Genomic DNA, 23,209 nt, shown 5'->3' on the forward strand with positions numbered 1-23,209 from the left:
CACCAGAAGGAATTTCGCGAAATTCCTTCGCCTTTCAGAAAAAATCGGGGCCAGCTTGCGCCAACAGCTTTCCCGCCATTGCGCGCCCCATCTCAGCACCGTCCTCGACAGCACCACTCATGTCGTCGACATAGACCTCGGTGCCATCGGTGCGCAAAATTTCTCCGCGCAGCCTGACCGACCCGCCATCAAGCTCAGCCAAAGCACCAATCGGTGTTTCGCATGACCCATCAAGATGCGCCAGAAACGAACGCTCGGCTGCCAGACGCTGGCCGGTGGGGCCATCATGGATAGCTTCAAGCATCTGCGCTGCTCGGCTGTCATTACCCCGGCGCTCAATCCCAATAGCACCTTGGGCGACAGCGGGTAGCATATCCTCCGGCGCAACTGCGGTGCGCGGGACATCCGTCATATTCAAGCGATTTAGTCCAGCCATTGCCAGAAAAGTCGCCTCGGCCACACCATCACCCAGCTTTTTCAGCCGGGTTTGCACATTGCCACGGAACTCGACGATATTCAGATCAGGCCGCTTGGCCAGCAACTGCGACCGACGACGCAAGGAAGACGTGCCGACAGTGGCGCCTTGGGCCAGATCATCCAGAACCTTGGCTTGCAGCGACACAAAGGCATCGCGCACATCTTCGCGCGGCAAATAGGTGTTCAGCAGCAACCCACCGGGCTGATCGACCGGCATATCCTTCATCGAATGCACGGCGATGTCGATGGACCCATCAAGCAATGCTTCTTCAATCTCGCGGGTGAACAGGCCCTTACCGCCTATCTCTTTCAATGGGCGGTCCTGGATGGCGTCGCCTGTCACCTTGATCACGCAAATCGCAAATGCCTCTTGGGGCAGATCAAAGGCGGCCATCAGCCGCGTCCGGGTCTCATGCGCTTGCGCCAAGGCAAGCGGTGAACCACGAGTTCCGATGTTGAAGGGTGATGCGGGGGTGGGCAAATCAAGTGTCATGTTTGGATTGTTAGACGTGTCAACCTAGCCTGACAACTCCCTTGACAACATCTTCTGCAATTGGGACCACAGTGGCGATACAAAAGGACACCTCATGGCGCAGCAAAAGACTATCCTCCGAGCCCTCGCGGGCGAAACTCTTCCCACGCCACCCATCTGGATGATGCGGCAGGCGGGGCGCTATTTGCCAGAATACAAAGCAACACGTGCGCAGGCCGGGGATTTCCTGTCACTTTGCTACAATCCCGAACTGGCGGCCGAGGTTACACTGCAACCAATCCGCCGCTATGGCTTTGACGCCGCGATCCTTTTTGCCGACATTCTGTTGCTGCCTCAGGCTTTGGGTGCGGACCTGTGGTTTGTCACAGGCGAAGGCCCACGTTTGTCCACCATCACATCAGCGGATGAACTGGCAAAGCTGAAACCAACCGACGCAATCCATGACACGCTAAACCCGGTTTATGAGACCGTGAAAATCCTGTCACGCGAACTGCCCAAGGAGACCACCCTGATCGGTTTCGCAGGCTCCCCTTGGACTGTCGCCACCTACATGATCGCAGGCCAAGGCACGCCGGACCAAGGGCCAGCACATGCACTGAAAGCTGAGAACCGCGCGGTGTTTGACGGCATCATCGAACGGATCACCGAAGGCACAATCGCCTATCTGTCCAAACAGATTGAGGCCGGTGCCGAATGCGTCAAACTCTTTGATAGCTGGGCGGGATCGCTGCAAGGCGAAGATTTCACCAATTATTCCATCAAGCCGATGCAGCAGATCACAGCAGCACTGAAAGAAAAGCACCCCGGCATTCCCGTCATCGCCTTTCCACGCGGCGCGGGGACCAAATACGCAGGTGTACATGCGGCAACCGGGGCAGACTGCGTTGCGGTTGACGAGGGTGTGGATGCCGCTTGGGTCGCCGAACACGTGCAAAAGAACGGCTGCGTGCAGGGCAATCTGAAGTCATCGCATATGGTCACTGGCGGCGATGCCCTTGTGTCCGAAACGCGCCGCATCTGTGACGCCCTGTCAGGCGGACCGCATATCTTCAACCTTGGTCACGGGATCACGCCGGATGCCGATCCGGAGAACGTACAACTGATGATTGACACCGTACGCGGGTCCTAAATTTGCCGTAAATGGTGGTTTTATTCAGGCGAACCGGTTGGAGCCCGCCTTGAAGTTACCTTTCACATTGCGATTGGTCTATCACACTGCCCGGGCCACCGTGCGGGCAGGTTTGTTGGCGGTTTTGGCGTGGCTGATATTTGTTCCCGCCACCGCTACCGAAGTCACGGCACTGGGTGCGCGCGACGGAACCCAATACCCGGCGGGCCTGCGAACAATGCGCGTCGCCCGCGTTGTCGTTGCCGTAGCACCACCACGTACCTATGACATGATCGCCATGGTTGTCGGGCCCGACATATCACCATTGATGATCCGGCTTGCGATGACGCAGATGGCCGCCGGTAACGTCCTGCCCGCATCAACGCGTCAGAAGCCCATCGGCACCATCGAGAGTGACCGGGATATCCCCGGACCACGCTTTATTCAGGTGGATTAGCGTTCCAACCGTAACTTAGACCCATTTGGCCAAAGGCGGCAGGCTCATCAATACCGCATTGGCATCATGCCCGGTCGCCAGACCAAACTTCGTCCCCCGATCATAAACCAAGTTATACTCGGCATAGAGCCCACGATGCACCAACTGCGTGTCCTTGTCAGTGTCAGACCAAGCAGTGTCCCGACGCTTTTCTACCAACGGGACATAGGCCGGCAGAAATGCCTTGCCAATATCCTGCGTCAGCGTGAAATCGGCCTCCCAATCACCGGTGCAATAGTCGTCCATGAAAATCCCGCCCACACCGCGCGCGCGATTGCGGTGAGGAATATAGAAATACTCATCCGCCCATTTCTTGAGCTTGGGATAATGGCCTTCTCCATGCGGGTCGAGATGCGCTTTCTGCGTGGCATGAAAATGCGCAGTGTCCGCGTCATACTCGATGCACGGATTCAAATCAGACCCGCCGCCAAACCACCACGCATGCGGAGTCCAGAACATACGCGTATTCATGTGTACGGCTGGCGCATGAGGGTTTTGCATATGGGCCACCAGCGAAATACCCGATGCCCAAAACCGCGGGTCATCTTCCATTCCGGGCACACCGCGGGCGGCCATCGCCTTTTGCGCGGATGCGCCCAACTGGCCATAAACTGTCGATACGTTCACACCCACCTTCTCAAACACGCGGCCACCGCGCATCACGGACATCAACCCGCCACCGGCGTCTGATCCATCGTCTGAGGTGCGTTTGGTCTCGGACACTTCAAACCGACCCACACTACCCTCACCTTGATAGCTATCTTCGAGGCCTTCAAAGGACGCTACGATTTCGTCGCGCAATGTGCGGAACCATGATGATGCTTTGCTTTTTTCCGCCTCAAACCCGTCTGACATTTTGCGCTTTTGCCCCTGATATTGAATAACATGCTAACTTAGCTTTTATGCACCATAGTGATCGCACAACGATGATCCAGATCAAAACCGGAGACAGCCATGCGCCCCGCCTTCATTCTGCTTCCACTCGTCGCGCTCGCCGCCTGCGCGACCCCGCGCGAGCAATGCATCAGCGATGTCACGCGCGATACCAAGGTTCTAAGCCATCTGATCAACGAAACGCGCGGAAATCTCGCGCGTGGCTATGCGTTGGATGAACGACAGGATGTGCGCACGATACGGTCCAGATGTCGCGGGCGCGATGAAGCCGGTGATGTTTTCACATATCGCTGCGACAAAACCCAGACGTTCAACACAACGGTACCGGTGGCCATTGATCTGAACGCCGAACAGGCAAAGCTTGAGTCGCTGGAAGAGCGGTTTGCACAATCGCAAGCAAACTCAAATCAAGCGGTTGCCCAATGTATCGCAGTGCACCCCGAATAGTCAGTGTGCAGATACGGCAGCCGGATCAAGCAGCGTGCGACCACCATCAACAGTGATGATCTGGCCCGTTACAAAGGCCGACGCATCGGACGCCAGATATTGCACGGCATCTGAAACTTCGCCCGGGCTTGCGATGCGTTGCAGTGGCGTACTCTCAACGATCGCCTCGCGCACATCGTCGTGATCCTTCAACGATCCCTTCAGGCTCGCACTCATGACGCTGCCAAAGGCCACCGCATTCACGCGGATACCATGCGGGGCAAGAGCAACTGCAAGTGAACGTGTCATCTGATCAGACGCCGCAGAGCTGACAGAATAAGCCAGCAGATCAGGGTGCGCGCGCCGGGCTGCAATCGAGCTAAGGTTCACGATTGACCCAATCGGGTGACCTGTTTCACCATCCGCCTGCTTGATCATACGACGTGCGACGGCTTGGCTGACGCGCAAAGCTGTCATGGCGTTTTGCTGCAACAGCTCATCCACCGAGTTGTCATCAGGGTCCAAAGGATCGGTTTCCATCACCTGACGCGATGCATTCACCAGAATATCCACACGCTCAAATGCATCAATGGTTGCCGACAACAGGTTTGCAATGGTTAGTTTTTTACGTAAATCGCCGGCAAAAATACGAACATTTTCTTCTTTATCAGCATCTTCACCGATCTCGTGACAAAGCGTCTTTTCGTCCATATCCGCAAAGACGACATTGGCGCCCATCTTTACGAAGTGTCGTCCAATCGCCAGACCGACACCGTTGGCGGCCCCTGTGACAATCGCGGTCTTTCCTGTGATGGCAAATGACATCTGACCTCTCCCTTGACCCGGTTAGCGCTGGGGCCGGTTGGCGTGGAACACTTTGAATGCACCATTACCGGCAATCATGTCCACATTGCGGAAACATTCGCGCAAGGTGGCCTCATACGGCAAATGCCGGTTTGCGACCATCCACAGCTTGCCGTGCGGTGCCAAAAGGCGTGCGGCAGCTTGGATAAAAGTCCGTCCCAAACTGGGATCAGAGGCACGAGAGGTGTGAAACGGCGGGTTCATGACGATGCCATCGTACGCGCCGCCATCAAACCGGGTCGCATCAGCCCATTGAAACGACACGCGTGGATCGGTGACATTCAGTTTAGCGCATTGCACCGACAATGCTTCTGCCTCAATCAAATCCAGCGATTTCACACCGTCGCGCGCAAGAACTGGTGCCGCTAGGTATCCCCATCCGGCGCCCAAATCTGCCATGCGCGCGGGCAGTTTTGCAGGCAGCGTCTCGGCCAATAACGCCGATCCGGCATCTACTGCGCCATCTGAAAACACGCCAGCCATCGTGAAAAACCCGTGTGGTCCTTTCGCCGGTGGTGGGGCTGTCCATTCTGCAAAAGCATCCGTGCGCGCAAACCAAAAGATGCGGCCATGCCCTTTGGCGACTGATTGCAAATCGCCCAGCGCCTTGCGGCAGGATTTGAACAGGCTATCAACGCCGTCGGTCTTTTGACCGTCAACGATCACGAAATCCGCCTTGGCGCAGGCTTCAGCGACCATGGCGCGCGCCAAGGCCTTGGCACGAGGCACAACGACGATGGCAACCGAAACGGCAGGCATGTCTTGGCTGACGTCATATCCGGCCGCCTGCCATGCAGCCGCATCAGGATAGAACCCATGCACGATCTGCACCTGCGCGCGCGGCAACGCAGATACATCATAGGTGGCCGGAGGGCGCATGAGCGCAATGTTGCCTGACGGCAACGCAATCAAGCCGTCTAGAAGGGCGGTGCTGAGGCGGGATTGGGACATCGTGGGGAATAACGCCTGCGCGTTATTCTTTCTCCATCGTGCATTGAAGGGGGTGTTGATGGCGTTGGGCAAAGTCCATCACCTGCGCCACTTTTGTCTCTGCGATCTCATGGCTAAACACGCCGACAACCGCCACACCCTTCTTATGCACGGTCAACATCAGCTCAAACGCCTGGGCGTGGGTCAGGCCAAAGAAACGTTCCAAGACATGTACCACAAATTCCATTGGTGTGAAATCGTCGTTGAGGATCAAGACCTTGTACATTGGCGGGCGTTTTGTCTTTGGCTTGGTTTCAAGCACGACACCGACGTCACCGTCGTCATCGCCCTTTTTGTCAGCCATCATGTAAAACTCTGCGCGCATGCGGTCCGCCTGTTAGTGTTGGCGTTATATATAAGGCACAGGGTGGCTATGAAAACCCCACGCGTGCACAATCATTTTCGGGAGCTCAAAGACCAAAAATCATTCATGTTGCGGCACATCATGCGGCAGACACAAGATGTTGGTGACCTAAACGACAAACGCCCCGAAAGTCTTTGAATTTAGGGTATTTTCGGAATTCGCGAGTTATGTTAGCGTCCTCTCATAATAATAAGACCACCAGAAAAATCTGGGGTCGTTGAGGCAGAAAAAGAGGCAAGCGACGTGACAAGTCGTCCGGGACAGTGGGCCCTCCATGGGCTATTTCTTTGTGTATTTTTGGTATCTTTGCTTGCCGCACCTATGCGCGCAACGGCTGCACCCTATGCGGCGATGGTGATGGACGCGCGCACAGGTGAGGTTTTGCATTCGCGCAACGCCGACACCCAGTTGCACCCTGCATCACTGACCAAGATGATGACACTCTATGTGGCCTTCCAAGCGATCGAACGCGGCGAGATCACGCTGGATACGCCCGTGCGTATCAGCCGCCTTGCCGCATCCGAACCGCCATCCAAACTGGGACTGCGCGCGGGTCAAACGATCCGCCTGCGGTTTCTGCTGCGGGCCGCTGCCGTGAAATCTGCCAATGATGCTGCAACGGCCATTGGCGAGGCGATTTCAGGGTCCGAAGCCGCATTCGCCACCCGCATGAACCGTACCGCGCGTGCGATGGGCATGCGCAACACCAATTTCCGCAACGCACATGGGCTGACGCAGTCCGGGCACCTGTCTACTGCGCGCGATATGTCGGTCCTTGGCAGGCACGTGATTTATGACTTCCCGCAGTACTACAACCTGTTCTCGCGCCGTTCTGCCGACGCAGGCATCGCAACGGTACGCCACACAAACCGCCGCTGGCTTGATGCATATGAAGGCGGCGATGGGATCAAAACCGGCTATACCCGCGCGGCTGGTTTCAATCTCGTCGCATCCGCTCAGCGCGGACAAGAGCGTGTAATTGCCACCGTCTTTGGCGGATCGTCCACCTCTGCGCGCAACGCACGCATCACCGAACTGATGGACATGGGCTTTAACCGCGCCCCATCGCGGGCCACGATCCGCCGTCCAAACCCGCCTGCGGCGATGCTGTCCAGCAACAGCGGCACACAGGCAAACCCGGGCAAGATCGTGCGCGTCAGCGGCCTGATCAATCGTAGTATTCGGCCCACTGCGCGCCCCACGGCGGCACCTGTTGACGCTGAAGTTCTGGTTGCGGCGGTCGATGCGGATATCATCAATGCAGCCGTCGCAGATTCAGTCAATGCCGCGCTGGCTGAGGCGCTCGCTGCCCCTGATCCTGCACCCGCGCAAGTCGCAGCCGCGGTTCCGCCTGCCGTCACCCCAGTCGCACGCCCGACACAAGAGACAGTCATCGCCGCCGCACCAGCTGCTGTTGACGCGGGACCTGAGGTCGTGACGCGCATCTCAACCTCCGGCGGACGGCACTGGGGTGTCAACGTCGGACGCTATAGCTCGCGCTATGATGCCGAGCGGGTGTTGTTGCGCGTTGCTCTGAACGAGATGAGCACGCTTGACGGATCTTTGCGCCGCGTCGTGCAACGGTCGGGCGGATTTGATGCCAACTTCATGGGGTTGACCCGCGAAGGGGCTGATCTGGCCTGTCGTCGCCTTCAGGCGCGCGGTACAACCTGCTTCATGATTGGTTCTGACGGCTAAAAGCCCCATCACCAAAAAATCAAACGACGTAAGAATAGAACGCAAGCTCCATGCGTAATCCTTGTAAGAGCGGCCACGAAGGCGGCTCATTACAACACTGATTTGGAGCTTACTTATGAAACTCATCGCCGCTATTTCCGCTGGTTTGTTCGTTGCAGCCTGTGACGAAGCCTATGCACAGTCGTATGACTATTCCTACGACACCAAACCGTCCGAAGTCACCTTGGCCGCAGGCCATGGGCCATTGACGGCCGCAAATGGCATGACGCTTTACACCTTCGATAACGACGCCGCTGGTGTATCAAACTGCTATGACAGCTGTGCAGAAAGCTGGCCGCCCTACCTGGTTGAGGCCGGTGCCGCACCGGGTGAAGGCTTTACCCAAGTGGCCCGCAATGACGGGACAAGCCAGTGGGCCAAGGACGGCGCGCCGCTTTACTTCTGGGTAGGTGACGCAGCACCCGGCGACACAACCGGCGACGGCGTTGGTGGCGTTTGGCACATCGCCAAATAATGCGAGCCCGAGAGGCACTGACAAACGGTGCCTCTCGGTGCAAAGCGGCAAATCCTTGCCAAATAAACACGCTGGAGGCATTGCAAATTCTCGCACAATCATCATCATTGCCGTTAAGTAAGGTTAACAAAGAACGGTGCATGCGCGCCGCTCTAGAACTTAGCAGAGCAGTGTTCATGACACCGGACCAATTCAAATCTGAATTGATTGGCCTTCTGCCGCGCCTGCGGCGCTTTGCGCTTAGCCTGACGCGTTCCGGCCCCGATGCAGATGATCTGTTGCAGGATGCATGCTCAACCGCTTTGCAGAAATGGCAGCAGTATGATCCGGGGCAGCCATTTGACCGCTGGATGTTCCGAGTTTTACGCAATCTTTGGATCAGCGAAGTACGCAAACGGCAAACACGTCAGGGTGCGGGTCAAGTACCCGCCGAAGAGGCCGATGAATTGCGCACCGAAGATACGGCCGCTGACGTGCTGACCGCAAAGCAAGTGCGCGGAAAAGTTGACGCGCTTGATAAGGACCTATCTCAACCCCTGATGCTGGTTTGTGCCGAAGGGTACAGCTACAGGGAAGCGTCCGAGCTTTTGGACATACCAATCGGCACGGTGATGAGCCGCATACACCGTGCCCGCAAACTACTCGCTATGGGCTTGTCAGAAAGGGGGCATGTCGCACAATGACAGACTTTTCGACAAAACTCAGCGCCTACCTTGACGGCGAACTGGACCCTACAGCAGCCGAAGAGGTTGAGGCACGTCTTGCAAGCGATCCTGACGCGCAGGCAGAGCTTGACCTGCTGATGGGCATCGACGCGATGGCGCAAGAGGATTTTGCGGATCAACTGAATGAGCCTGTACCGTTTGCGCTGGCTCAGCAGATCAAGAACACGCCATTGCAGGAACCAAATGCCCCGTCCCGCCCGATCTGGGGCACTTTAGCGGCGAGCCTTGTTGTCTTTGCGATGGGCGGCGCTGGCGGCTATGTACTCAAAGACCAGACGACGCCCCCCGTTGTGACAGCGGGCTGGCTGGCCGACATCGCCGACTATCACGCCGTTTACGCCAGCCAAGGCCGCCATCTGGTCGAGGTCGGCGCGGATGAGGCCGAGCATATCGAAACTTGGCTTGGCAACACCATCGGGGCCAGTTTCTCAATCCCCGACCTGTCTGGGTTCGACCTGACGTTTGAAGGCGGGCGACTTTTGGTGGCAAATGGTAAGCCGGTCGCGCAACTAATGTACCGCGATGCGGACGGGGCCGTCGTGGCCCTCTGCCTTCAGCAAAGCGACACCGAGACAACAGCACCGCCCACCTTTAACGAGCGTACAATCAACGGCTTTGACTTCGTGTCATGGCGGGGCGGCAACGCGCAATACGTTGTGATCGGCGAAAGCGGGACACCTGAGTTGCAAGATATCGCAGCGGCAGCAGCATTGGAAATTTAGCGCGACAGCGCGGACTTCAGCAGCCCCAATCCAGCGGCTGCAAACAGCGTCGCGATGGCTCCTTCAATCCATCGGCGAAAGCGCTGATACCCCCGCATGAAACCTGCCAACGAAAACGCGACGGCGTGACCTGCGTAATTCATAAAGCCTAGAGCCATGCAAACCACCGTCGCAATCACAAGCGGTGCACCTGCTTGTTCGGCCCCCATCCCCATAGACAAAGCAGCCATCCAAGCCACAACCGCTTTGGGATTTGACAGATTCAGGACCAACCCGCCCATAAACCAATGATCTTTGCGTGTAGTAGGGGCCGGGGCATGGTCGGCACGCATAGCCGCGCGATAGGACTGCCATGCCAACCACAGCAAATAGAATCCACCAAATACTTTCAGCACCGTCAGCAGTACCGCCGAGCCCTGCAAAATCGCACCCATCCCGGTTGCTGCTACAAGCCCCCAAAGTGCCAGACCACACCCCAATCCCATGCCAAAGAGCATTGCCGCACCACGCCCCGACCGCATTGCAATTGTTGCCACAGCGACATTTGCCGGACCGGGTGACACAGCAACTATGAAGAACGCCAAAGCGATCGGGATGATGTCGGTCAAAAAGGGCATGCTGCGGTATCCACCATGATTTCACATCAGCGTGGCACGACGCACCGCAGGTGTCTACGCCACCTTGCCCTCAAACGCCGCTGCCATCAGTGCGCGGGTGTATTCCGTCTGTGGTGCATCAAAGATCGCATCAGCATCTCCCGCCTCGACCACATCGCCCTGCTTCATCACCATCACCTTATGCGACAACGCGCGCACAACTTTCAGGTCGTGACTGATGAACAGATAGGCCAGCCCGTATTTTTGTTGCAGCTCGCGCAAAAGATGCACGATTTGCACTTGCACGGTCATATCGAGCGCGGAGGTCGGCTCATCAAGGATCAGCAGTTTTGGACGCAGGATCATCGCCCGTGCGATCGCAATCCGTTGCCGTTGCCCGCCAGAAAATTCATGCGGGTAACGGTCCATCAATGATGGATCAAGACCCACCTCGCCCATGATCTCGCCCACCATATCGCGGCGGTCGCGGCCGGGTTCGACCCCATGCACACCCAGCCCTTCGGCAATGATCTCAGCCACTGTCATCCGCGGGCTCAGTGATCCGTAAGGGTCCTGAAACACGATCTGCATGTCGCTGCGCAAAGGGCGCATCTGACGTTGGCTGAGGTGCTGAATATCGGCCCCTTGAAAGGCAATCCGCCCCTCGGACCGGATCAACCGCATCACAGCCAGCGCCAGCGTCGTCTTGCCCGAACCACTTTCGCCGACAACACCCAGCGTTTCGCCCGCGCGTATCGTCAGGGTCGCCTCATTCACGGCCTTGATGTGGCCCACGGTCCGTTTCAACAGGCCACGATGGATGGGGAACCAGATCCGCGCACTGTCCGTTTCCAAAACAACAGGCGCGCTTGGTTGCACGGGTGCAGGCACGCCGCTTGATTCAGCAGCAAGCAGCATTTGGGTATAGGGGTGTTGTGGGCTTTCAAAAATCGTGGCCGTTGGTCCGGTTTCAACAATCACGCCATCTTTCATGACGCAAACACGGTCGGCGATCTTGCGCACGATGGTCAGGTCATGGGTGATGAACAGCATCGACATGCCTTCGTCACGTTTTAGATCCGCCAACAGATCCAGGATCTGCGCTTGGATCGTCACATCAAGCGCTGTTGTCGGTTCATCCGCGATCAACAAGTCGGGGCCATTCGCCAATGCCATCGCGATCATCACGCGCTGGCGCTGCCCACCCGATAGCTGGTGAGGATAGGCCCCAAGGCGGCTTTCGGCATCACGAATGCCCACGCGCTCAAGCAGCTCAATGATCCGCACGCGGACCGCGGCACCACGCAGACCTTGATGCAGTTCGATACTTTCGGCCAGTTGTTTTTCCAGCGTATGCAGCGGGTTCAGTGATGTCATCGGCTCTTGAAAGATAAAGCTGATGTCGTTGCCACGCACACGGCGCAGGGCACGTTCGTCTGCACCGACCATTTCTTCACCGCCGTATTTGATGGAGCCGGCCATCACGGCACTGTCACCCAGCAACTGCACGGTCGAAAGGGCAGTGACCGATTTACCTGACCCGCTTTCACCTACAATCGCGACCGTCTCACCTTTAGCCACCTGAAACGACACACCTTTGACGGCATGGGTTGTGTCACCATCCTGCCGGAACGCCACGCGCAGGTTTTGGACATCAAGAACTGCGTTACTCATCGTCCCTCCGTCCCGGTTGCCTTTACCTCGGTCTCAACCGCAAAAACCATGTCGTCCGTGACCACATCGCCGTCCGCCACGAAGGTCTTGCGCGGATCAAAGGCATCGCGGACCCCTTCAAATATGAAGACCAAGAGCGACAACATAATCGCGAAGGTAAAGAAGGCCGTAAAGCCAAGCCACGGCGCTTGCAGGTTCTGTTTTGCCTGCAACGTCATCTCACCCAAGGACGGAGCTGAAGACGGCAAACCAAAGCCGAGGAAGTCCAATGAAGCCAAACCACCGATCGCGCCGGTCACAAGGAACGGCAACATCGTCAAGGTCGCAACCATCGCGTTCGGCAACATATGACGGAACATGATCACCCGGTCGCGCACGCCCAGCGCTTTGGCGGCGCGGACATATTCCAGATTGCGCGCCCGCAGGAATTCAGCCCGGACCACCCCGACCAAGGCGGGCCAGCCGAACAGCACTGTCAGGAACACAAGGAGCCAGTAACTTCGCCCCAATATCGCGAACAGAATGATGATGACGTAGATCGCCGGTGTGCTTGTCCATATCTCAATGACACGCTGGAAAATGAGGTCAGTCCACCCACCGAAGTACCCTTGAACGGCGCCAGCGACGATCCCCACGACCGAGGCCGCGACAGTGACCGTCAGCGCAAATACGATGGATAATCGAAATCCGTAAATCACGCGCGCCAGCACATCGCGTTTGGTATCATCAGTGCCCAACCAGTTCTCAGAGCTTGGCGCTGACGGGGCCACCCCGCCCACATCCACAATGGTGTTGTAGGAATACGGAATAATCGGCCAAATCATCCAGCCCGCTTGAAAATCCCCGTCCAACGTTTCACCGGCATCAACGGCGGCGATCAGTTCTTGGGGGGTATCGAAACACTCTTCCAGCCCGCCGGTGACAATCAGACAATCCACTTCTGGTTCGCCATAGCCAGCTTCGGTCGGGAAATCGCCGCCAAAGTCACGTTCGGAATAGAAGCTGAAGATCGGCATCTTGATTTCGCCACGGAAGCTGACCGCGATTGGCTTGTCGTTGGCAATAAACTCTGCAAACAGCGATAGACCAAACAGCACGCCAAAGATGATCAGCGACCAATAGGCCCGCCGATTGCGGCGAAAATTGCGCAAACGGCGCTGATTGAGCGGGGACAAGAAAGGACGCTTTGCCATCAGTTCCGCGCCTCAAAATCAATCCGAGGATCAATGAAGACGTAGGTGATATCCGTCAAAATCCCAACGATCAGGCCAATCAACGAAAAGGCGAACAAAGTGCCAAACACGACCGGATAATCGCGTGCGACGACCGCCTCAAACCCCAAACGCCCCAGCCCATCGAGAGAGAACAGCGTTTCGATAATCAGCGACCCGCCAAAGAACACCCCGATGAAAAGCGCGGGAAAGCCCGAGATCACGATCAGCATCGCGTTTCGGAACACATGGCCGTAAAGCACCCGGCGCTCTGACAGGCCCTTGGCGCGGGCGGTGATCACATATTGCTTTTTGATCTCATCCAGAAAGCTGTTCTTGGTCAGCAAGGTCAGGGTGGCGAACGCAGCAATAGTCGAAGCCAGAACCGGCAGTGTGATGTGCCAGAAGTAGTCCAGCACTTTGCCAATCATCGACAGGTCCTCAAAGTTGCTCGATGTTAGACCGCGCAGCGGGAAGATACGGAAATAGGATCCACCTGCGAACAGGACTATCAACAGGATTGCAAACAGAAACCCGGGGATCGCATAGCCTATGATAATCGCGCCTGAGGTCCATGTATCGAATGGCGTGCCATCTTTTACAGCCTTTTTGATGCCCAGCGGAATCGAGATCATGTAGGCGATCAAGGTCGACCAAAGCCCAAGTGTGATCGAAACCGGCATCTTTTCGATCACAAGATCAAGCACGCTGATCGACCGGAAATAGCTTTCACCGAAGTCAAAGCGCACATAATTCCACATCATGTTCAGGAACCGCTCAAGAGGGGGTTTATCAAAGCCAAACTCGCGCTCAAGCTCTGCGATAAACTCAGGCGGCAGGCCACGGCCACCGATATAGTCACTGTCCGAATTCTGGCCGACGTCCGCATCGCCGCCGCCACCGGAAATGCCTTCAAACACATCGCCCTGCCCTTCCAGATTGGCAAGGATCTGTTCAATCGGACCGCCCGGGACAAACTGTGTCAGGGAAAAGTTGATGATCATGATCCCCAACAATGTGGGGATCACCAGCAGCAAACGTCTAAGGATATAAGCGCCCATCTGCGTCGCTTACTGAAACGCGCCTGCGGCGACAAGATCGTTGTATTTATCCTGATTGACCCACCAGTAATCAAGGTGGCCAAGGCCGAACTCTGGCAGGTTTTCAGGGTACTCATAGAAGTCATAGCGGGCAACCCAGTGCTTGCCGAGATACCAGACTGGCACGACGAAATAGTCATAGCGCATGATCCGATCTGCCGCTTTGATCAACGCTGCCATCTCTTCATAGCTTTCGGCCTCAGGCAGCAGATCACCTATGACTTCAATCGCCTCTGAACAGTAAGCGCCTGGATTAAAGATATCATTGGTATTCTCACAACCAAACCGCTGAGAGAACCCCCGACCCTCAAGCAGACCAGTGGTGTAGGTGCCAAAAATCATGTCATAGTCCTTGGCCTGTCGACGCGCCTGATACTGCGAAGGATCGACGCGATTGTAGGTCACGTTGACGCCCAGTCGCTTCAGGTTTTCAATGTAAGGGTTGATGATCCGATCAAAGGCCTGCCGGGTTTCCAAAAACTCAACGTCCAAGGTGTTCCCATCTGCATCGCGCAACAGGCCATCGTCCCCCGTGGTCCAACCTGCCCCTTCCATCAGGACCAGCGCACTGCGTAGATTGCGCCGATCAATTGGCCGATCACCTGAGGTGTGAGGCACAAAGGCTTCTTGTGTGAAAATCTCTTCGGGCAACTTGTCTCGGAGCGACTCAAGTATTTCCAGTTCCCGTCCTTCAGGGAGTCCAACCGCTTTCAAACGATCATTTTCCCAGAAGCTTTCGCGCTGTTGAAAGAGACCGTACTGCAAATTCTCATTGGTCCAAGTGAAGTTATAAACAAGGCCAAGCGCACGTCGCACACGACGGTCAGCGAATTTCGCGCGGTTCATGTTGAATATGAAACCCGTGGCCCCCGGCAATGTTCCGTCATCAAGCTCTTCACGGACAACCCAGCCGTTGTCGATGGCGGTAAAGTCATAGGATGTGGCCCAGTTGATTGAGCTGCTTTCACGGCGAAACGTAAACTCACCCGCCTTAAACGCCTCAAACCCGGCAGATGAATCCGCAAAGTATTCGATGCGGATACTGTCGTAATTGCCGCGGCCAACGTTGATGGGCAAATCTTGTCCCCAATAGTCGGGGTTGCGCGTATAAGTAACCGAGCGTCCAACATCCATCGAGCCCAAGACATACTCGGCCGTTCCAGGCGACACCTCCAGTGACGATTCATCCAAGCGGGAACCAGTTTCCTCGAACCATGCTTTCGACATCACAGGAAAGATGCCCATCTGCGAAATGCGGCCACGGATTGGCGCATCTTCGTTAAAAGTGACCCTGATAGCGTTGCCTTCGAGCACTTCGATATCCTTGACCAGCAAGCGAATTGATCCCGCAGCCGACGGCGTGCCCTGCTCCAAAAATAGCTCGATTGTGAATTTCACATCTTCAGCGGTCATCGGCGTGCCATCTGAAAATCGCACACCTTCCCGGAAGTTAAAGATAACCCAAGACTTGTCTTCAGGATAGGCCATGGTTTCGCAGAGCAAGCAATACACTGATCCAACCTCATCACTTGTCGTGGTGAGGATCGTTTCCCAAACCGACGATGACAGCGCGGCTGGCGTACCTGACAGGGTTGCATAAGGGTTCATGCTATCGAAAGTACCAGTGGTCGCGATACTGATCTCGCCGCCAATGGGCGCATCAGGGTTCACATAGTCCAAATGCTTAAAATCCGGCCCATACTTCAAATCGCCATATTCGTTAAAACCATGGCTTTCGATGATCACCTCATGGCTCTCCGCGAATACCTCTGACCCCGCCCAAAGCGCGCCAAAACCAATCAAAGCTCCCATAGCCCATTGTTTGAACAGGCTGGTCCTCATGTCCCGCTTGACTGCGATGGCATGGGCACTGGGGCGATTTAGCATTCTGGTCTCCGGATTGAAAAAATTCTTATACTGCTTACATGAACTAAATGGGCAGTTTGGCAAACTTTCAAGTTGAGTTTGCGTGAACGTACGGTGAGTTCACTGTAACAATTCACGAAAAAAGGCCGCCCAACTGGACGGCCCTTGGTCTTTTTTGATGGCGCTAAGACTTACCCGCCAATCGTGGCAAGATAGGCAATCAGGTTCGCACGATCTTCAACATCACGCATGCCGTTATAGCTCATCGCGGTACCGGGCGCGTAACCACGTGGGTTTTCAAGGAATGCGTTTAGCTCTTCAGGGGTCCAGACCTCTGCCGCCTCAATCAATGCACCTGAATAGCTGAAATCATCATAAAACTGCACAGGGCGGTTCACGATGCCATAAAGCGCAGGGCCTGTGCCGTGCTGGCCTGATTCAAGTGCGTGGCAGGACCGGCACCCGCGCCACAGGCCTTCACCGTCTGTCGCGCTGGCAGACGCAAACACGACAGAGAACGGCACTTCTTCGACTACTTCTTCTGCTTCGCCCTCAGCACCTTCGACTTCAATCACATAAGCCTGTTCATGATGTTTTCCGTGTCCACCAGAGTGGTAAATCTCTTCAGCAAGCCAAGCACCAAGCAGAAAAATAAGAAAAGTACTGCAAAGACCACCAATCACTTTGGTCATTGTCATTGTGTCGAACATGTCGCGTTCCATCCAGTTCAAAGTTTTGTGGTTATCTATCCGCTTCCAACACGTGGTTGCAAGGTATACTGCCGCGACCAAACGCCTATTTTCGCAGGGTGATGACACGGAGGTCACATTGATGTCGCAGAAAATCGCTTTTCAAGGTGAATTGGGTGCCTACGGGCACGAAGCATGCGTGACCGCGCGCCCAGAGTTTGCTCCCCTCCCGTGCAGCACTTTTGACGCCGCAATTGATGCCGTACGCAGCGGTACCGCCGCGCTTGGCATGATCGCCGTTGAGAATTCGACCTACGGTCGCGTGGCCGATGTCCACTCGCTTTTGCCCGAAAGCGGTTTACATATCGTTGATGAAACCTTCGTGCGGGTGCACATCAACCTGCTGGGCAAACCGGGTGCCGCCCTGCCGGACATCAAAGAGGCCCACGGTCACCCTGTGATCCTGCCGCAATGCGGTGCGTTTCTGCGCGAAAAGGGGATCACCGGGCGCACCAGTTCCGACAATGCCCGCGCCGCCCGCGAAGTTGCCGCAGGCGATGATCCAAGCATCGCCGCCCTCGCGTCCGAGCTGGCCGCAGATATCTACGGCCTCAAGGTATTGGCGCGCCATATCGAAGACCACGCCCGCAACACCACACGTTTTTTGATCATGGCGCGCGAGCCTGACTACGCCCGCCGCGGTTCATTGGGCATGGTGACAAGCTTTGTTTTCCGGGTGCGCAACATTCCTGCGGCCTTGTACAAGGCAATGGGTGGTTTCGCGACCAACAGCGTGAACATGACCAAGCTGGAAAGCTATATGGTTGGTGGTGCGTTCACAGCCACACAGTTCTACGCCGAAATCGAAGGACACCCTGACGATGCCAACGTCAAGCTTGCGTTGGAAGAGCTGGGATACTTCACCGATCATCTGCATATCATGGGCGTTTATCCTGCCGCAGCACGGCGGCACGAAAAAGAGTGATGGCGAGGGTCAGGACCCAAGGGTCTACTGCCCGCGTCGATAATCATCCTCAACGCTTTCGGCATAGTCGAGTACGCGCGATTTAAAGCGCTTCGTCATTTTCGCCTTCGCCAGCTTCAGCGACTGCAACAATAAGCGCGCCGTCAGCGTTTTTGCTTTCATGTCAAACGACACCAGGACCCGCGTCCTTGTTGCGGAAAGCGCCACAAGGTCAACCTGTGTCACTGCGATCAGGCCGTCGGACTGGCTTTCAATCTCTAAGGCTTGCTCGGCCTCTCGTTTGGTAAGTTCTGCCTGCACCTTGCGCGATCGTCCCCGAAATTCGAACGCGATATCCCAGATCGTACCAACCACCGGCGCGCCTTCGGTCCGGCAACTAACCTGCGCACCCTGTCGCAACGCGCGCCGTTCAAACGCTGCAAAGTCACTCACCCGCTCGTAAACATAGGCAATCGGGGCTTCGATATCTTCGCGTGTACTCAGCTTCATCTGCGTCGGTCCTTAATTCTGCCCTTAGTCAAGCCGATCTGACAACCAAGCCTCAAGCAAGAAATGCGCAATGGCACCTTTGCGAGCCGGTAGGATCGTTGGGTGCGTGCCAGCAAAGGCATCTGCCATCTCTTCTCGGGTGACCCAGATTGCATCTTCAATCTCAACCGGATCAATGGTCAAATCGGTGTTCAATGCCTTACCCGCGCAGCCAAACATCAATGACGCAGGGAAAGGCCAAGGCTGGCTTGCCAGATACGACACCGCCCCCACCCGCACACCTGCCTCTTCGAACACCTCGCGACGCACGGCGGCCTCAATCGTTTCGCCGGGCTCCACGAAGCCGGCCAACAGAGAATACATTCCTTCGGGCCAGCCGGGTGAGCGTCCGACAAGCACCGCATTGCCATGCGTGATCAGCATGATTACGACAGGGTCTGTCCGGGGGAAGTGATGCCCACCGCAGGCCGCACAATCGCGCTGCCACCCACCCATTGCCAGTGTGCTTTCCGCCCCGCAACGGGCGCAAAACCGGTGCGTCTGATGCCAGCCCATGACGGCCTTGGCCGTCGCGGCAAGCTCGGCATCGCGCGGGCTAAGCCGGGTCATGATCGCACGCAGTTCTGCAAAAACGGCATCTGGCACGGCAGGATGGCACTGTTCTGAGGGATCAAGAAATGTGTCCAGCGTCTCGGCGTCCAAATCTTCTGGCATCCATGCCGAAAGATCAGCCGCAAAGACCGGGCAGCCGTTTTCACGGCCCAAAAGTATCAACGCCTCGGCAGCGTCAACCATCACAGGATGATCCAATGCGATCCGCACCAGAACATCATTCAAAATCATAGGCTTACCGCGCCAGAATAAAAGCGCAACGCTGTCGCTCTGCGTCCTAAGCTCATCCGCCTTGCCGCGCAGCTCTGCGGCGCGATCAAGGCCGGAACCACCAAATGTCACTGTCTCTGCAATTTTCATTCCGCCGGGATGACATGGACCCTGCACAAGTGCAATTTTTTCTGACAGTTAGCTGTGGTAGGTGCCAAAAATGCCCGTTAAGGTTGCGTGATGAAAAATCGAATTTCCCCTCTTCCAAACGCGCCGACTGGGCAGTTGCGTCTGTTGCAGACAACAGATCTGCATATGCAGCTTTTGGACTATGACTATTTTTCCAATCGAACCGATCCAAGGATCGGACTGATTGGATTGGCCGACAAAATCAGCGCTTTGTCGGGCGACCCGAACATTACCACGCTGCTTTGCGATAACGGCGATCTTTTGCAGGGTAACCCACTGGCAGATCATCTTGCGCAAACCCTCAAACCCGGCGTCCCGCATCCCATGATCGCCGCTTTGAATATGCTGGGGTATGATGCAATGACCCTTGGTAATCATGAATTTGACTATGGGTTGGATTTCCTTCAGGTCGCCTTGAAAGGCGCGCAGTTCCCGGTTGTCAGCGCCAATGTCACTGACGTCTCAGGCGAATTGATCACCAGTCCGTTTGCCATCCTTGAACGACAGATCATATGTGACGACGGCGAAAGCCGGACGATCAGAATTGGCATCACTGGATTTGCGCCGCCGCAAGGCAGCGACTGGGATGATGATCACGTAGGCGGCGACTTTCACGTCAGCGATATCATCGCCGCCGCCGCGCGGGTCATCCCGCAAATCCGCGATGCTGGCGCAGATGTAATCGTCGCACTTTGCCACGCGGGCATCGGTGCCGCAGAGCATACCCCGCGCATGGAAAACGCAGCCCTGCCGCTGGCTGCAATTGACGGTATTGATGTGGTCTTGACCGGTCACACCCATGAGGCCTTTCCTAATACAACGACCAGCAATACGTCCGAGATCGACTATGCCAACGGCACACTGCATGGAAAACCCGCTATTATGGCGGAATTCTGCGGCAAATCGCTTGGCGTGATCGACCTGACGCTGCGCTGGGACGCAGACACATGGCAGATCACGGGCCACAACGCCCGGCTTGCGTCTGCGCAGGCACCCCAAGGCACCGAAAGCCCCTTGCGCCACAACCTGCGTGCTCTCGTGTCGGCACCGCATGCGGCGACAACGGCAGAAATTCAGCGCCCCATCGCGCAGACCGATATCCACATTGTCAGCTATTTCGCGACCATTCAGCCCGACCTTAGCCAGCAACTGCTCGCGCGCGCGATGCAAGATGCGGTGGTCACGATGCTGACGGACATAGACCTGCCTGAGCATCCTGTTTTGGCGGCAACGTCATCCTACCGCTTCGGAGGGCGCAGTGGCTTGGGGCACTACATTGATGTGCCAAAAGGCCAGATCACGCTCCGCGATGCGGCGGCGATTTTTCCATTTGCGGATCGGATGTGTGCGGTGCGGCGGACGGGACGGCAAATCAGACTGTGGCTGGAACGATCAGCGACCCACTACAATCAACTGCAGCCGGGTCTGCAAGCGCAGCCGCTGATTGATCGGCTTAGCGCAGGCTACAACAACGATGCAATCTTTGGGCTGACCTATCAGATTGATCTAAGCCAACCGGCGCGGTTTGATACAAGTGGTCGGGACAAAACCGAAAGTGGCGCGCGTATTGTGGAACTTCGGCACCACGGCAATCTGATTGAGGACGACGATATCTTCATTGTTGCAGCCAACAGCTTTCGTGCAAGGGGCGGTGGGCGTTTCCCGATGATCGCGCCCGAAGACATTATCGCAACGTCTGAGTTGAACCTGCGCGCGATATTGATCAACTATCTGGGCGCGCTTGGTGTCGTCAAAGAGCCGGTTGAGCCGCATTGGGGCTTCAAACCGATCCCGCAAACAAGCGCTGTATTCGAGCGCGCGCTAGATGGGCGCCATCACCTGAACGCACCGATCAGCCATATCGGCCCCGGCAAACAAGGTCTTGAAACCTATCGGATCACGCTCTGATGTCTTGCGAACCGTCCGAACTCGGCCTATATCAACGTTGAGAGGTTGGCGCGGGCGAGCGCCTCGCCAACCTGGTCAGGTCCGGAAGGAAGCAGCCACAACGAGCCCCGCTTGGGTCGATGTCCAGCCTCTCACCTTCACTTTGTTGCGCAAAGTGAAGAACACGAAACACATCCAGCAAAGGAGGATGTTCATGATTGTCGCAACAAACGCCCTCCCGGTCCGGGTGCGCTGAAGCTATTTCCGCTCCCTCGTCCGGTTCCCGCTGATTGCCTCAGGCACCCAGCGCAACATACGCCTTTGACGAGGACAGATCATTGACAGAATTGACACGCGACGCCCTTGGTTGGTCGCCTTACTATATGTCCCAGCTTGACCTTGAAGAGTTGGAAACCCTTACCCCTGCCCGCATCGCCACGGTCCACCGCGACCGGGTTGTGGGCTTTTCAGAAATCGGCACGCTAGAGCTTACCCTCGATCCGGGCATCACGACCGCTGCGGTTGGTGTCGGCGATTGGGTGCTGTGCGCGCCGGAACAGCGCAGGTTGATCCGGGTGCTGGACCGACAGACGGAACTGACGCGCGGGACCGAATATCACACTGGTGAAAAGCAACTGATCGCGGCAAACCTTGATACGCTGTTTATCACCTCATCGTGCAACAACGACTTTAACCCTGCACGCTTGGAACGCTACCTGGCACTGGCCCATGACGCGATGATCACACCGGTCGTCCTGCTGACGAAGGCGGATCAGACGGACGACCCTGATAGTTATGTGGACCAAGCGCGCGTGTTGGGCCGTGATCTTGAAGTCATCGCATTAGACGCCAAAAACGATGATGTGCCGGAGCTTCTCTTACCGTGGTGCGGCAAAGGACAAACCGTAGCGCTTGCGGGGTCCTCAGGGGTTGGCAAGACGACGGTCGCTAACGCGCTCACGGGCGGGGATGCGGCGACGCAAGCCATCCGCGAAGACGATGCACGCGGGCGACATACGACAACCGGGCGATCACTGCACCGGATGGGCACCGGTGGGTGGCTGATCGACACGCCAGGCATGCGTGGGCTGGGTGTTGCAGAAGTTGCGTTTGGGATTGATGCGACATTCCCAGAGATTTCGGAACTGGCCGAGACCTGCAAGTTCCGCGATTGCGAGCATGAGACCGAACCGGGGTGCGCCGTGCAAGCCGGGATTACGAGCGGCGATGTCGATCCGGACAGGCTCAGACGGTTCAAAAAGCTCAAACGCGAAAACCAGCATGCCACGCAGACGATTGCGCAAGCGCGCGACCGCAATCGCAAGCTAGGCAAAATGTATCGTTCGGCGGTCAAGAAAAAAGACAGGTAGCGCGGCATGTAAGGTGGATCGTGATCCACCTTACCCCTCGCATGCCCAGCGCATCTGTTCATCTGTTTCCACTGCACAGGGCCGCACGGCCCGCAAACGCGCCAAAGCCGCATCCGGCGCCTCGCCCGCTGCTATCATCAGACGCAGAACCATCATACCAGATCGCCCGCATCCACCAAAACAGTGGACCAAGACGCGGCCACCCTCCCCCAGCACGCCAAGTGCCTGATCGCGCACCTGCGGCCAATTCAAATCATCTGGCACACCATAGTCAGGGACCGGGAGATGCAACCAGCCAATCCCTTCATTTGCCAAATCAGCCCCCAAGCTGCCTGAACCTTTGCGGTCCAACTCTGCCTGCGTCGTCATCGTCAAAACCAGATTGGGGCGCCATGCCATCAGGCGCAGCCAATCCGTATAATAGTGCCGGGTGCGTCCCGGCATTGGCGTGATCGCAAGATCACCACAAGCGACTGGCAGACTATGAATGATGAACTCTGGCAAACAAGCGTCCTTTGGGGGTCAGCGAGGGCTGGGATACATTGCAAAGTAATAGAACC

24 protein-coding genes and 1 other RNA gene are annotated in these 23,209 nt (G+C 56.5%); 11 read left to right on the top strand and 14 right to left on the bottom strand.

The genetic code is table 11. From position 1 onward, the window contains the following. Positions 1 to 34: 34 nt before the first annotated feature. Entirely contained in the window at positions 35 to 970 is a 936-nt protein-coding gene (gene hemC, locus MWU60_RS13420) for a hydroxymethylbilane synthase (protein WP_247227876.1), read from the bottom strand. A gap of 94 nt (positions 971 to 1,064) precedes the next feature. Between hemC and hemE the strand changes: the two genes are divergently transcribed. Further along, entirely contained in the window at positions 1,065 to 2,099 is a 1,035-nt protein-coding gene (hemE, locus tag MWU60_RS13425) for a uroporphyrinogen decarboxylase (protein WP_247227877.1), read from the top strand. Positions 2,100 to 2,148: 49 nt separating this feature from the next. After that, complete coding sequence (locus tag MWU60_RS13430) at positions 2,149 to 2,535, top strand: hypothetical protein (RefSeq protein ID WP_247227878.1); 387 nt, start codon at positions 2,149 to 2,151, stop codon at positions 2,533 to 2,535. 15 nt (positions 2,536 to 2,550) lie between these two features. Here MWU60_RS13430 and hemF read toward each other — a convergent pair whose 3' ends face one another. Next, positions 2,551 to 3,429, bottom strand: a complete 879-nt coding sequence (hemF, locus tag MWU60_RS13435) for an oxygen-dependent coproporphyrinogen oxidase (RefSeq protein ID WP_247227879.1) — start codon at positions 3,427 to 3,429, stop codon at positions 2,551 to 2,553. Positions 3,430 to 3,528: 99 nt separating this feature from the next. On the opposite strand from hemF, the gene MWU60_RS13440 reads away from it, so the two are divergent. Next, complete coding sequence (locus tag MWU60_RS13440) at positions 3,529 to 3,915, top strand: hypothetical protein (RefSeq protein ID WP_247227880.1); 387 nt, start codon at positions 3,529 to 3,531, stop codon at positions 3,913 to 3,915. On the opposite strand, the gene MWU60_RS13445 is transcribed toward MWU60_RS13440, so the two are convergent. The 3 genes from MWU60_RS13445 to clpS are packed head-to-tail and all read right to left on the bottom strand — an operon-like array spanning position 3,916 to position 6,073. Then, complete coding sequence (locus MWU60_RS13445; RefSeq protein WP_247227881.1) at positions 3,916 to 4,719, bottom strand: SDR family oxidoreductase; 804 nt, start codon at positions 4,717 to 4,719, stop codon at positions 3,916 to 3,918. Between the two features lie 21 nt (positions 4,720 to 4,740). Continuing rightward, positions 4,741 to 5,709, bottom strand: a complete 969-nt coding sequence (locus MWU60_RS13450; RefSeq protein WP_247227882.1) for a class I SAM-dependent methyltransferase — start codon at positions 5,707 to 5,709, stop codon at positions 4,741 to 4,743. Between the two features lie 22 nt (positions 5,710 to 5,731). Continuing rightward, positions 5,732 to 6,073, bottom strand: a complete 342-nt coding sequence (gene clpS, locus MWU60_RS13455; protein WP_247227883.1) for an ATP-dependent Clp protease adapter ClpS — start codon at positions 6,071 to 6,073, stop codon at positions 5,732 to 5,734. A gap of 360 nt (positions 6,074 to 6,433) precedes the next feature. Between clpS and MWU60_RS13460 the strand changes: the two genes are divergently transcribed. The 4 genes from MWU60_RS13460 (at position 6,434) to MWU60_RS13475 (ending at position 9,771) form a co-directional block, all read left to right on the top strand. Continuing rightward, on the top strand, positions 6,434 to 7,810 hold the full coding sequence (locus MWU60_RS13460; RefSeq protein ID WP_247227884.1) for a D-alanyl-D-alanine carboxypeptidase family protein: 1,377 nt from the start codon (positions 6,434 to 6,436) through the stop codon (positions 7,808 to 7,810). 115 nt (positions 7,811 to 7,925) lie between these two features. After that, positions 7,926 to 8,324: a hypothetical protein gene (locus tag MWU60_RS13465; protein WP_247227885.1), complete on the top strand. Its 399-nt coding sequence runs from the start codon at positions 7,926 to 7,928 to the stop codon at positions 8,322 to 8,324. Between the two features lie 140 nt (positions 8,325 to 8,464). Continuing rightward, on the top strand, positions 8,465 to 9,007 hold the full coding sequence (locus tag MWU60_RS13470) for an RNA polymerase sigma factor (protein ID WP_247227886.1): 543 nt from the start codon (positions 8,465 to 8,467) through the stop codon (positions 9,005 to 9,007). Then, entirely contained in the window at positions 9,004 to 9,771 is a 768-nt protein-coding gene (locus MWU60_RS13475) for an anti-sigma factor (RefSeq protein ID WP_247227887.1), read from the top strand. The genes MWU60_RS13470 and MWU60_RS13475 overlap by 4 nt, the downstream gene beginning before the upstream one ends. Here MWU60_RS13475 and MWU60_RS13480 read toward each other — a convergent pair. The 6 genes from MWU60_RS13480 to MWU60_RS13505 all read right to left on the bottom strand — a co-directional run bounded on the left by MWU60_RS13480 (position 9,768) and on the right by MWU60_RS13505 (position 16,928). Next, on the bottom strand, positions 9,768 to 10,388 hold the full coding sequence (locus MWU60_RS13480; RefSeq protein WP_247227888.1) for a LysE family translocator: 621 nt from the start codon (positions 10,386 to 10,388) through the stop codon (positions 9,768 to 9,770). The genes MWU60_RS13475 and MWU60_RS13480 overlap by 4 nt on opposite strands. 54 nt (positions 10,389 to 10,442) lie before the next feature. Beyond that, positions 10,443 to 12,041: an ABC transporter ATP-binding protein gene (locus MWU60_RS13485; RefSeq protein ID WP_247227889.1), complete on the bottom strand. Its 1,599-nt coding sequence runs from the start codon at positions 12,039 to 12,041 to the stop codon at positions 10,443 to 10,445. Beyond that, entirely contained in the window at positions 12,038 to 13,234 is a 1,197-nt protein-coding gene (locus MWU60_RS13490; protein WP_247227890.1) for an ABC transporter permease, read from the bottom strand. Before MWU60_RS13490 ends, MWU60_RS13485 begins: the two co-directional genes overlap by 4 nt. Further along, complete coding sequence (locus MWU60_RS13495) at positions 13,234 to 14,313, bottom strand: microcin C ABC transporter permease YejB (protein WP_247227891.1); 1,080 nt, start codon at positions 14,311 to 14,313, stop codon at positions 13,234 to 13,236. Before MWU60_RS13495 ends, MWU60_RS13490 begins: the two co-directional genes overlap by 1 nt. A 9-nt stretch (positions 14,314 to 14,322) precedes the next feature. After that, positions 14,323 to 16,239, bottom strand: a complete 1,917-nt coding sequence (locus MWU60_RS13500; protein WP_247227892.1) for an extracellular solute-binding protein — start codon at positions 16,237 to 16,239, stop codon at positions 14,323 to 14,325. A gap of 170 nt (positions 16,240 to 16,409) precedes the next feature. Then, positions 16,410 to 16,928 (bottom strand): c-type cytochrome, encoded by a 519-nt coding sequence (locus MWU60_RS13505; RefSeq protein WP_247227893.1) that lies wholly within the window; start codon positions 16,926 to 16,928, stop codon positions 16,410 to 16,412. 121 nt (positions 16,929 to 17,049) lie between these two features. Here MWU60_RS13505 and MWU60_RS13510 point away from each other — a divergent pair, with 121 nt between their 5' ends. Then, complete coding sequence (locus MWU60_RS13510) at positions 17,050 to 17,892, top strand: prephenate dehydratase (RefSeq protein ID WP_247227894.1); 843 nt, start codon at positions 17,050 to 17,052, stop codon at positions 17,890 to 17,892. A 24-nt stretch (positions 17,893 to 17,916) separates the two neighbouring features. Here the strand turns inward: MWU60_RS13510 and MWU60_RS13515 are convergent, their stop codons facing one another. After that, a complete protein-coding gene (locus tag MWU60_RS13515; protein ID WP_247227895.1) occupies positions 17,917 to 18,381 on the bottom strand; it encodes an SRPBCC family protein in 465 nt (154 codons plus the stop codon). 24 nt (positions 18,382 to 18,405) lie between these two features. Beyond that, entirely contained in the window at positions 18,406 to 19,353 is a 948-nt protein-coding gene (nudC, locus tag MWU60_RS13520) for an NAD(+) diphosphatase (RefSeq protein WP_247227896.1), read from the bottom strand. 90 nt (positions 19,354 to 19,443) lie between these two features. Between nudC and MWU60_RS13525 the strand changes: the two genes are divergently transcribed. From MWU60_RS13525 to rsgA, 3 genes are all read left to right on the top strand, one after another. Continuing rightward, positions 19,444 to 21,300, top strand: a complete 1,857-nt coding sequence (locus MWU60_RS13525) for a bifunctional 2',3'-cyclic-nucleotide 2'-phosphodiesterase/3'-nucleotidase (RefSeq protein ID WP_247227897.1) — start codon at positions 19,444 to 19,446, stop codon at positions 21,298 to 21,300. A gap of 38 nt (positions 21,301 to 21,338) precedes the next feature. Further along, positions 21,339 to 21,437, top strand: an RNA gene (gene ffs / locus MWU60_RS13530) — signal recognition particle sRNA small type. A gap of 180 nt (positions 21,438 to 21,617) precedes the next feature. Beyond that, entirely contained in the window at positions 21,618 to 22,649 is a 1,032-nt protein-coding gene (gene rsgA, locus MWU60_RS13535; protein ID WP_247227898.1) for a ribosome small subunit-dependent GTPase A, read from the top strand. Positions 22,650 to 22,679: 30 nt separating this feature from the next. On the opposite strand, the gene MWU60_RS13540 is transcribed toward rsgA, so the two are convergent. Continuing rightward, entirely contained in the window at positions 22,680 to 23,153 is a 474-nt protein-coding gene (locus MWU60_RS13540) for a protein-tyrosine phosphatase family protein (protein WP_247227899.1), read from the bottom strand. Positions 23,154 to 23,209 lie beyond the last annotated feature (56 nt).

The organism is Yoonia sp. F2084L, assembly GCF_023015625.1.
Classification (GTDB): domain Bacteria; phylum Pseudomonadota; class Alphaproteobacteria; order Rhodobacterales; family Rhodobacteraceae; genus Yoonia.